8 protein-coding genes are annotated in these 9,274 nt (G+C 49.9%); 6 read left to right on the top strand and 2 right to left on the bottom strand.

Annotated elements, in window-relative coordinates:
• The 5 genes from MVK46_RS05680 to MVK46_RS05660 all read left to right on the top strand — a co-directional run.
• A partial coding sequence (locus MVK46_RS05680; protein ID WP_297535674.1) for a UTP--glucose-1-phosphate uridylyltransferase occupies nucleotides 1-756 on the top strand: 756 nt, incomplete at its 5' end.
• A complete protein-coding gene (locus tag MVK46_RS05675) occupies nucleotides 728-1,741 on the top strand; it encodes a UDP-glucuronic acid decarboxylase family protein (protein ID WP_297535673.1) in 1,014 nt (337 codons plus the stop codon). The genes MVK46_RS05680 and MVK46_RS05675, both read left to right, overlap by 29 nt.
• The gene (locus tag MVK46_RS05670; RefSeq protein WP_297535672.1) at nucleotides 1,741-3,024 is read left to right on the top strand and encodes a UDP-glucose/GDP-mannose dehydrogenase family protein; all 1,284 of its coding nucleotides are present in this window, start codon (nucleotides 1,741-1,743) and stop codon (nucleotides 3,022-3,024) included. The genes MVK46_RS05675 and MVK46_RS05670 overlap by 1 nt, the downstream gene beginning before the upstream one ends.
• 65 nt (nucleotides 3,025-3,089) lie before the next feature.
• Nucleotides 3,090-4,472 (top strand): sulfatase, encoded by a 1,383-nt coding sequence (locus tag MVK46_RS05665; RefSeq protein WP_297535671.1) that lies wholly within the window; start codon nucleotides 3,090-3,092, stop codon nucleotides 4,470-4,472.
• A gap of 6 nt (nucleotides 4,473-4,478) precedes the next feature.
• Nucleotides 4,479-5,600: a glycosyltransferase family 4 protein gene (locus MVK46_RS05660; protein ID WP_297535670.1), complete on the top strand. Its 1,122-nt coding sequence runs from the start codon at nucleotides 4,479-4,481 to the stop codon at nucleotides 5,598-5,600.
• On the opposite strand, the gene MVK46_RS05655 is transcribed toward MVK46_RS05660, so the two are convergent.
• A complete protein-coding gene (locus MVK46_RS05655) occupies nucleotides 5,589-6,842 on the bottom strand; it encodes a glycosyltransferase family 4 protein (protein ID WP_297535669.1) in 1,254 nt (417 codons plus the stop codon). The two genes, MVK46_RS05660 and MVK46_RS05655, sit on opposite strands and share 12 nt — an antisense overlap.
• A 142-nt stretch (nucleotides 6,843-6,984) precedes the next feature.
• On the opposite strand from MVK46_RS05655, the gene MVK46_RS05650 reads away from it, so the two are divergent.
• On the top strand, nucleotides 6,985-8,349 hold the full coding sequence (locus MVK46_RS05650) for a sulfatase-like hydrolase/transferase (RefSeq protein ID WP_297535668.1): 1,365 nt from the start codon (nucleotides 6,985-6,987) through the stop codon (nucleotides 8,347-8,349).
• Here the strand turns inward: MVK46_RS05650 and MVK46_RS05645 are convergent.
• On the bottom strand, nucleotides 8,333-9,274 hold a 942-nt coding region (locus MVK46_RS05645), incomplete at its 5' end, for a glycosyltransferase (protein WP_297535667.1). The two genes, MVK46_RS05650 and MVK46_RS05645, sit on opposite strands and share 17 nt — an antisense overlap.

The raw sequence follows: 9,274 nt of genomic DNA, 5'->3' as shown, positions 1-9,274 counted from the left end.
AGGAAGCCCACAATTCAATACATCATTGAGGAGGCCTACGAGGCTGGTATTAGGGAGATTCTGATAATCACGGGAAAACACAAGAGGGCCATAGAGGACCACTTCGACAGGTACGAGCATGATGTCAAGAACAGGGAGCTTGAAAAGCTCGACAGAATCCTCGACGAGATGAACATTTACTACGTCAGACAGAAAAAGCCAAGGGGCTTGGGAGACGCTATTCTGCACGCCCGGGCGTTTATCCAAGATGAACCATTCGCCCTTCTCCTTGGGGACACAATAACAAAGCCACCCTGCATAAAGGAGGCCATTGAAATCCACGAGAGAACGGGTAAAAGCGTCATATCACTCGAGCAGGTTCCAAAGGAGAAGGTTCACCTGTACGGAATCGTTAAGATAGAAGACGGCAGGATTACACGGCTCGTTGAGAAACCATCCCCTGCGGAAGCTCCAAGCAACTGGGCGATACTCGGGAGGTACGTTCTCACACCGGAGGTCTTTGAGTACCTGAAGAGGGTGAAGCCAGATAGGAAAGGAGAAATACAGCTTACGGACGCCCTCCAGCTGATGGTTGAAGATGGAATAGAGGTAATCCCCCACTTCTTCAGCGGGAGACGGTACGATATAGGGAACTTCCTCGACTGGCTCAGGGCCAACGTTGAGCTGGCCCTCGAGGACCCGTATCTAAGTGAAGAGTTTAGGAAGATATTGGAGGAGGCTGTTGGAAATGTACGACGAAACGAAGGAGGTAGCTGAACTCGCGAGGGAGTTCAGGGAAGAGTTTGAGGGTAAGAAAGTCCTCGTAAGCGGTGCCGCGGGATTCCTGGGTTCCTGGCTTTCCGACGTTCTTCTCGAGGCGGGGGCGGAGGTTTACGGAATCGACAACTTCGCGAGCGGACTCAGGAGGAACATTGAGAACGCTTTGAAGAGGGAGAACTTCCACTTCTACGAAGCGGACGTTTCAAAGGAACTGCCCGAAGAGGTTCTGAGGGAAGACTTCGACTTCGTCTTTCACCTCGCATCAAGGGCGTCGCCCTTCGAGTTCGAGCACTACCCCCTTGAGATAATTGAATCAAACACGATAGGAACGAGGAACATGCTCGAGATTGCGAGAAGGAACGAGGCGAGGTTTCTATTCACCAGCACGAGCGAGATTTACGGCCAGCCAAAGGTCGTCCCGACGCCGGAAACGTACTGGGGCTACGTGAACCCAATAGGGATAAGGAGTTGCTACGACGAGTCCAAGAGGCTGGGCGAGACCATCACGATGGCCTACCACAGGCAGTACGGCCTCGACACGAGAATCGTCAGGATTTTCAACACCTACGGACCGAGGATGAGGGCGGATGGAATCTACGGAAGGGTCGTTCCGAGGTTCGTCACCCAAGCTCTAACCGGCAAGCCCATAACCGTCTTCGGCGAAGGCAAACAGACGAGGAGCTTCTGCTACGTCACCGACCAGATTAGGGGAATCCTCAAGCTGGCCCTTAGCGAAAGGGCGAGCGGTGAGGTCGTCAACATAGGCAACCCCGACGAGATAACGATTATAGGGCTCGCACACCTCGTCAAGGAGCTTACCGCTTCGCAGTCGCCAATAGAGTTTCACCCGCTTCCCCCGGACGACCCGCCGAGGCGCTGTCCGGACATAACGAAGGCGAGGAACCTTCTCAACTGGGAGCCGAGGGTCGGCCTTAGGGAGGGCCTTGAGAAAACGATAGAGTGGTTCAGGGGGGTTCTCTGATGAGGGTCTCGATAATTGGCTCGGGCTACGTTGGAATGATTACCGGAATGGGCTTTGCAAAGCTCGGAAACGAGGTCGTCTTCGTTGACGTGGATGAGGAGAAGGTGCGGATGATAAACGAGGGCCGGCCACCAATCTACGAGGAGGGTCTCAAGGAACTTATGAGGGAGTACAGGGAAAGGTACAGGGCGACGACCGACTACCGTGAGGCCGTCATGAACTCGGACGTGACGTTCATCTGCGTTGGAACGCCCTCCCGCGAGGACGGTTCGATAGACCTGAGGTTCATAGAGAGCGCTTCAAGGGAGATAGGGGAAGTCCTGAGGGAAAAGGACGACTTTCACGTTGTTGTGGTTAAGAGCACGGTGGTTCCGGGGACGACGGAGGGCGTTGTGAAGCCAATCCTCGAGGAGCAGTCCGAAAAGAAGGCCTTTGAGGACTTCGGACTGGCGATGAACCCGGAGTTCCTCCGCGAGGGCGTGGCTTTGAGAGACTTCCTGAACCCCGACAGGATTGTTCTGGGTGTTCAGGACGAGAGTACGAAGAGGATTCTCGAGGAGCTGTACTCACCCATAGATGCCCCCAAGCTTATAACGGACATTAAAACGGCTGAGATGATTAAATACGCCTCCAACGCGTTCCTCGCCACGAAGATAAGCTTTGCCAACGAGATTGGAAACATCTGCAAAAAGCTTGGCATCGACTCCTGGAAGGTGTTCGAGGGGGTCGGCCTCGACCACAGAATAAGCCCGTACTTCTTCAGGTCGGGCCTCGGGTTCGGGGGGTCATGCTTCCCGAAGGACGTCAAGGCGATTATCAGAAAGGCCGAGGAAGCCGGTGAGGAGCCGATACTGCTCAAGGCCGTTCTCGAGGTGAACGAGAGACAGCCGGTTAAGCTCGTCGAGTTGCTGAAGAAACACGTTCCCAGGCTTGGAGGAAAGGTAATAGGCGTTCTCGGCCTTGCGTTCAAGCCCAACACCGACGACGTCAGGGAGACGAGGGCGTATCCGGTTATAAGGAGGCTCCTCGAGGAGGGCGCCAATGTGATAGCCTACGACCCCAAGGCGATGGAGAACTTCAGGAAGTTCTACCCGGACGTCGGGTCGAGGATAGCCTACGCAACCAGCCTGGAGGACGTTATGAAGGACACCGACGTGATTCTAATCCTGACCGAGTGGCCGGAGTTTGAGGAGCTCGACTACTCCGGGAAGGTTGTGATAGACGGGAGGAGAGTGCGGAGGGCCGAGGAAACGGCTGAGGTCTACGAGGGACTCTGCTGGTGAGACAAGGTAGAGGTACACCAATCAAAAACCGCGAAGGTTTATAACAGCCTTTGAGAGGTGTATCCATGCTACACAGGGCAAAGAGATGGGTCGTCCAGAACGTGATTAATAGGCATCCAAAGCTAAAGGAGAAGGTCTTCCCAGTATACTCGAAATATGTAACATGGACGACGCGCAGGGAGGTTCAGCGAAGGCTGAAGAGCCTGAAGCCTGAGAACTACTACGATTTCGAGAACGCCGAACCGAAGAACGTGATAATAATAACCGCCGATTGCATGCGCTTTAAGAACACCAGCATGGCCGGCTACGAGAGGGACACGACGCCGTTCCTCGCCTCTATCGGAAAGAACTACAGGGCGGTTTCCGGGGCGCCGTGGACCTATCCATCGGTCCCGACGATACTCTCAGGGCTCTACCCCACGAGGCACGGGGCTTACATTCACAGCCGCATAAAATACCTAGACAACCTAGGGCACCTTAAAGGAATAAAGGAGAGTGTTATTACACTCCCCGAACTACTCCTCTACATGGGCTATGACGTGTACATGGCAACTGCAATCGAGCTCTCAAGCCTTCACTTCAGGAGACGAATACCTGACATAAGGTGGTACCCTGGGGAAACGCGGGCCGAGAAAATACTCGACGACTTCCTGAAGTGGGCCGAACGGGAGCACGGAAGGAGGTTCTTTGCGTATCTGCACCTGGGTGACCCCCACGAGCCCCTCAACCCGCCCGACGAGTACTGGAACTATTTTGGTAAGGTAAAGAACCTGAAGAACATAAGGACCTGGGCGTACACAAAACCCGGGGAGTGGAGCAAGCCCGGTTTCAAGGAATACGTTGAGAACAGGGTTCTCCTGTACGACAACACCCTCCGCTACGTAAACGACCAGATTGAACGGTTCTTCGGGGAACTGGAGAGGAGAGACCTCTTGGAGGACACCCTAATAGTTGTGACCGCAGACCACGGAGAGGAGTTCTGGGAGCACCGGGAGGTTGAGGCAAAGTATTTTTACGACACCCGGAACGCCTGTGGCTTTGGACACGGCCACAACGTGTTCAGGGAGATAATAGAGGTTCCCCTGACGATGTACGGGTTCTCCGGGTTGAAGAACTGGGAGCACGTTTCATCGGCGGACGTAACCCCAACCATACTGCAAGAACTAAACATAAAGCCCAGATTCAAGCCGGACGGAGTGCCACTCCAAGAAAAGCCGAGGAAGAGGGCGATTCTAACGGAGGCGGCAGGGTACGGCTATGAGAAAAAGGCCCTCCAAGTAGGAGACCTCAAGTTCCTGTACGCCCCCAGTGACGGTGTTGAATGGGTCTTCAACCTGAGGAAAGACCCCGATGAGAGGACTCCAATAACAGACCCCCAAGTTGTCCAAATATTCAAAGAAAAATTGAAAAAACTTCTATCCAAAATATCAACAGCCCAGATGAGGTGACCAGCTGTGCGAGTGCTCCTTCTTCACAATCAGATATCCCCCTACAGATTGCCGATATTCGAAAGGTTAAACGAAAAATTCGAAGTTACTGTTCTGTTCTGTGAACCGAGGTCTCCAGACAGACTTTGGGAAACGGAAGTTATTAAGAGATTTAATTTCCAGTGGAGAATCTTGAAGGGAAAAAGGATTGGGAAGATTATACTGAACAATCCGATAGAGATAATTGAGGAGTTAAAGAACTCAGACGTTGTAGTCATTGCGGAAACCGTCGAGACTATCCCATCAACGGTACTGGCCCTGATACTTTCCCGCGTTTTGAAGAAGAAGGTAATCCTGTGGACCGAGAGGATTGAAAGTCCGTGGATTAGCCATAAATTTAGAGGGCCGAAAAGAATTCTGAAAGAGACCTACGAAAAGGCCATATTTTTCATGTCAAACATCGTTGCGGCCTACAGTAAAAAGAGCAGGGAGCACGCTTTAAAGATAGGAGTTTCCCCGGGAAAGTTAGTTGAAGGAATTCAAATCATGCCATCTGAAATATTCCGTAGCCAAGAACAAGATAGCGCCAAATCAAAAATACCCATAAAAGATTATAACTCCAAATTGATAATTACGTATATAGGCTATCTTCGTGAACCTAAAGGAGTTCAAGTCCTTATCGAAGCGTTTAAGCAGATTCCATATAAAAATATTGATTTAATCATAGCTGGCACGGGCCCTTATGAACAGACATTAAAAGAGATTTCGAAGAATGATAAAAGAATACATTTTATAGGGTATATTACAGGAAAAAGAAAAACAAGTGTATATACCCACTCATCAATCTTTGTATTGCCTACCTTCCATGATTCATGGGGATTGGTAATTAATGAATCACTATATTATGGAGTTCCACTCATTACCACAACAGCAGCCGCAGGTTCTCAAATTATTCAACAAGAGAAAACGGGGCTTGTACTTCCCCCGGGGGACATAAATGCACTTAGAAAAGCTCTTGAGGTACTCATTGAAAATCCGAAATTGATAAGAAAGATGAAGCATGTCACAATGAAAATAGGGAAAAAATACTCAAATGCAGAACTCGGGGCGAGACATTTCTTTAAAGCGATTCAAAGGCTACATGAGTGATTCATAAAGCTTAAGTATTTTTTTAGCATGCTCCGGCATGTCATCAGGGACAAATGCAGGGTTTGATAGCTTATCAACGAGTTCCGGATTCTCAATGAACCCCTTCATGAGATGTGAGAGTTCCTCCCAACTTCCGGGGGTGAAGAGGAACCCATTAATTCCCGGGTGAACAAATTCTGGAATGGCTCCGAGATTGGAGGCTATTACAGGGGTTCCCGTCAGAGATGCCTCAGCAAGAACGAGGGGACAGTTCTCATACCACAGGGAAGGAAACAGCAGGACATCTATTTTTGAATAGGGTTCAACGACACTGTCGAATTTCCCCATGAATCGTATCCTGTCGTCTCCCCGCGAGAGCTTCATCAGTTCAGAGAGGTACTCCCGACGGCCACCTCCACCGTATATTCTGAACTCGAAATCTCCGCCTTTAATAGCGCGAACTGCCTTAACGGCAACGTGGGTCCCCTTCTGATAGCTTGGAACTCCCACAAACCCAAAAACAAGCTTATTCGTATCCTTATTCTTTTGGAATCCCTTAAAGATTTCATGGGGGTAACCGTTGGGGATGTGGTAAAGCCTGGAGTCATCAACTCCAGCCTTTACAAACATGTTTCTAAGAAACTTTGAGGGCGCTATTATCGCATCCATTGAGTTCAGGATTTCAATCAACGTTCTAAGTCTGAGCTCAAAACCATTGGGTCTATTAAAAATCTTTAGTATACCATCAAAGAGCAAACGCGGAATTTTGCGTTGCTCTAGGTACTCGCTTATAACATGGTTCCAACAAGTTGAGCACTTTTCGGGAGATGGTCCCTCGCAGGGCCTCTGTTTTTTGTAGCTCATTATGTTTATGGGACATATGAACCAGTAATCGTGGAGCGTTTGAACCGTTGCCGAACCGGCTTCTTTGGCTATAACCGGAAGGAAAGCAGTTCTGAATGCCCAAAGGTTGTGGAAATGAACGACGTCTGGCTTTAAACATTCGACTAGTTCTTTGAACTTCTTTTCAATTTCAGGATTTCTGTACGTTCTCTCAATGAGAACCGCACTGAGATATGACTTCACTGGCCTGACCGCATGGACGTGAATAGAGCCTTCAACCCACTCATCTCCCCGCTTTGAGGGTATGAACAGGTGAACCTCATGTCTTTTAGAGAGCTCCTCCGCGAGGTATTTCACATAAAAACCGGCCCCACCCAACCTCTCAGGGGGATATCCGGAAGTTACGAGCAGTATCTTCACTTTAACGCCCCCAACTTTTAATCAACCTTATGCGTCCAGCTCTAGATAAAGGGCTACCAAAGTTTAAAGCCTTTCTCTATTTTTAAGAACCACAAAGATTTAAAACTCGTATCACGTTCATCGCCAAAGGAAAGTGGTCCGTATGATTCCAAGGATTAAGCGGGCGGTAAACAGGTATGTGATACAGAAGCTTCCCAAGCCCATCGGTTCCAGAATATTCAGGTTGTATCATAGAATCGCGGACAGGGAGACGCGGGCGATAAGGGAAAGGCTGAAATCGCTGAAATTGGAGAACTACGTTACACTTACAGATAACCCCCAAAAGAACGTGTTGATAATAACCGTTGACTGTCTGAGGTATCGAAATCTCTCGTTCACCGGGTATCCAAGAGAAACATCCCCGTTTCTGGATGGGATAAAGGCCAAGTATTTGGGCATTTCCACGGCTCCCTGGACGTACCCTTCGGTGGCGTCGATACTAACGGGTCTATACCCTCACAACCACGGTGCGTACACAGACAGGAGAATCAAGGATAGAGAGGACCTCCGCCGATTTAAGGCCATCAAGAGAGAGGTTATAACCCTTCCTGAGTTAATGAGCCTAATTGGGTACAGAACGTACTTCGCAACTCCAATCGGACTGGCTGGATTCGCATTCAAAAAGAGAACGCTAGTCAAGTTCCACCACCACAGGGAGATTGCAGAAAGCGTGTTCAGAGAATTTTTAAAGTGGGTAAAGAAAGATGGCGGAAAGTTCTTTGCATACCTCCATCTCGGGGACACCCATCAACCGTTAGAACCGCCGGAGGAATACAGGGACTACTTTGGGAAGGTGAAGAAAATCCCGAAGATAGAATCATGGGACTATACAAAACCAGAAGACTGGAAGAAGCCGGGATTCGAAGAGTTCAAAGAGAACAGGATGTTGCTGTACGATAACACAATTAGGTACGTTAATGACCAGATTGAGCTACTGTTCGAGGAACTTGAACGATTAAATGTTCTCGATGACACGCTCGTCGTGATAACGGCCGACCACGGTGAAGAGTTCTGGGAGCATGCAGAGGTAGAAGCGAAATACTTCTATGACCCGCGGGGAGTGTATGGAATAGACCATGGGCACAACGTCTTCGGCGAACTGATAGAAGTTCCAATTCTGTTTCATGGGTTCAGCCGGTTGAAAAGGCGCGACGTTATAAGCTCTGTGGACATACTTCCAACCATATTACAGGAGCTGGGAATCGAGCCAAACGTCCGTTTAGATGGTTATCCGCTTCAAAATGCACCAAAGAAGAGATGGATACTGACAGAAGCCGTTGACTACGGGCATGAAAAGAAATCTTTGATAGTCGATGGGTTTAAACTGCTATACTCCCCCGGAGACAACGTTAAATGGCTCTTTCTCCGTAAAAAAGACCCGCTTGAACAGAAACCAATCACGCAGAGAGATATCGTTCAGGTGTTTGAGGACAAGCTGAAGAAAATCCTCGTTAAGGGAACGGTTTAATCCCGTTCTGAATCACTTCCCTTTTCATCAACTTTCCCAGCTTTCTAAGAATCTTTCTGTCCTCCAGTGCTGAGGAGAAACCCTCTCGATTAACGACCAGACAGTGTAATTGAACCTCCCCAGGTATCTCGGCATCGTCGAAAACGATAACGGGCTTTCCTCTCGCCAGCGCCTCAACAATCGGCAGTCCCCAGCCCTCGTATTTTGATGCATGAACGTAGACGTCGAGCGAGTCGTAGAACTCAACCAGCTCCTCATCTGGTATGAAGCCGAGGAGTTTTATCCGCTCGTCGCCTTCGGCCAGCTTTTTAACGCGCTCGAACTCCTCCCCGGTTCCAGCCAGGAGAAGCCTCGCGTTGGGATTGTCCCACTGCCTGAACAGTTCAACGAGGAGGGCGTGCCTCTTGTGGTAGTCCATCCTCGAGATGTAGCCCACCATGAACTTTCCCCTCTCTCTGAACTTTCCGGCGTGAGGCGGTTCGAGGAGAAAGCGCTCGTCTATCGGCTGGTGAACAACGATTATTTTATCCTCGGGGATTCCCGCGAAGCGAACCAAATCAACCTTCGTCAGGTGAGAGACGGCATAAATCACATCGCATTTCCTCGCCGAGAACAGACCGAGTCGGATGAAGAAGCGCTCGAAGAGGCCTTTGAATCCTTTCCTCGGGTGCTTCAGGGGAATTAAATCGTGTATCGTGACCCGCTTTTCCGCCTTCGGCTTGAAGAACGGGAGAACTATGCCCTCGATAATGCCGACTGCGTGATAGGCGTCGCATTTCGAACGAACGAGCCAGAGGGAAACCCTGAAGAACTGCCAGAGAAAGTATGAAAACCTCTCGCCGGGCGACAGCTCGACCTCGTGTCCCCCGCGCTCAAGGGTTCTGATTAAGTTCCTTGTATAGACCGCTATTCCTCCAGCTTTGGT

Source organism: Thermococcus sp., assembly GCF_027066465.1.
Classification (GTDB): Archaea; Methanobacteriota_B; Thermococci; order Thermococcales; family Thermococcaceae; genus Thermococcus.
This window is presented reverse-complemented; position numbering and strand designations above follow the sequence as displayed.

Coding starts and splice junctions, on each gene's coding strand:
- MVK46_RS05675 (WP_297535673.1), top strand. CDS start 728: ATGTACGACGAAACGAAGGAGGTAGCTGAACTCGCGAGGGAGTTCAGG.
- MVK46_RS05670 (WP_297535672.1), top strand. CDS start 1,741: ATGAGGGTCTCGATAATTGGCTCGGGCTACGTTGGAATGATTACCGGA.
- MVK46_RS05665 (WP_297535671.1), top strand. CDS start 3,090: ATGCTACACAGGGCAAAGAGATGGGTCGTCCAGAACGTGATTAATAGG.
- MVK46_RS05650 (WP_297535668.1), top strand. CDS start 6,985: ATGATTCCAAGGATTAAGCGGGCGGTAAACAGGTATGTGATACAGAAG.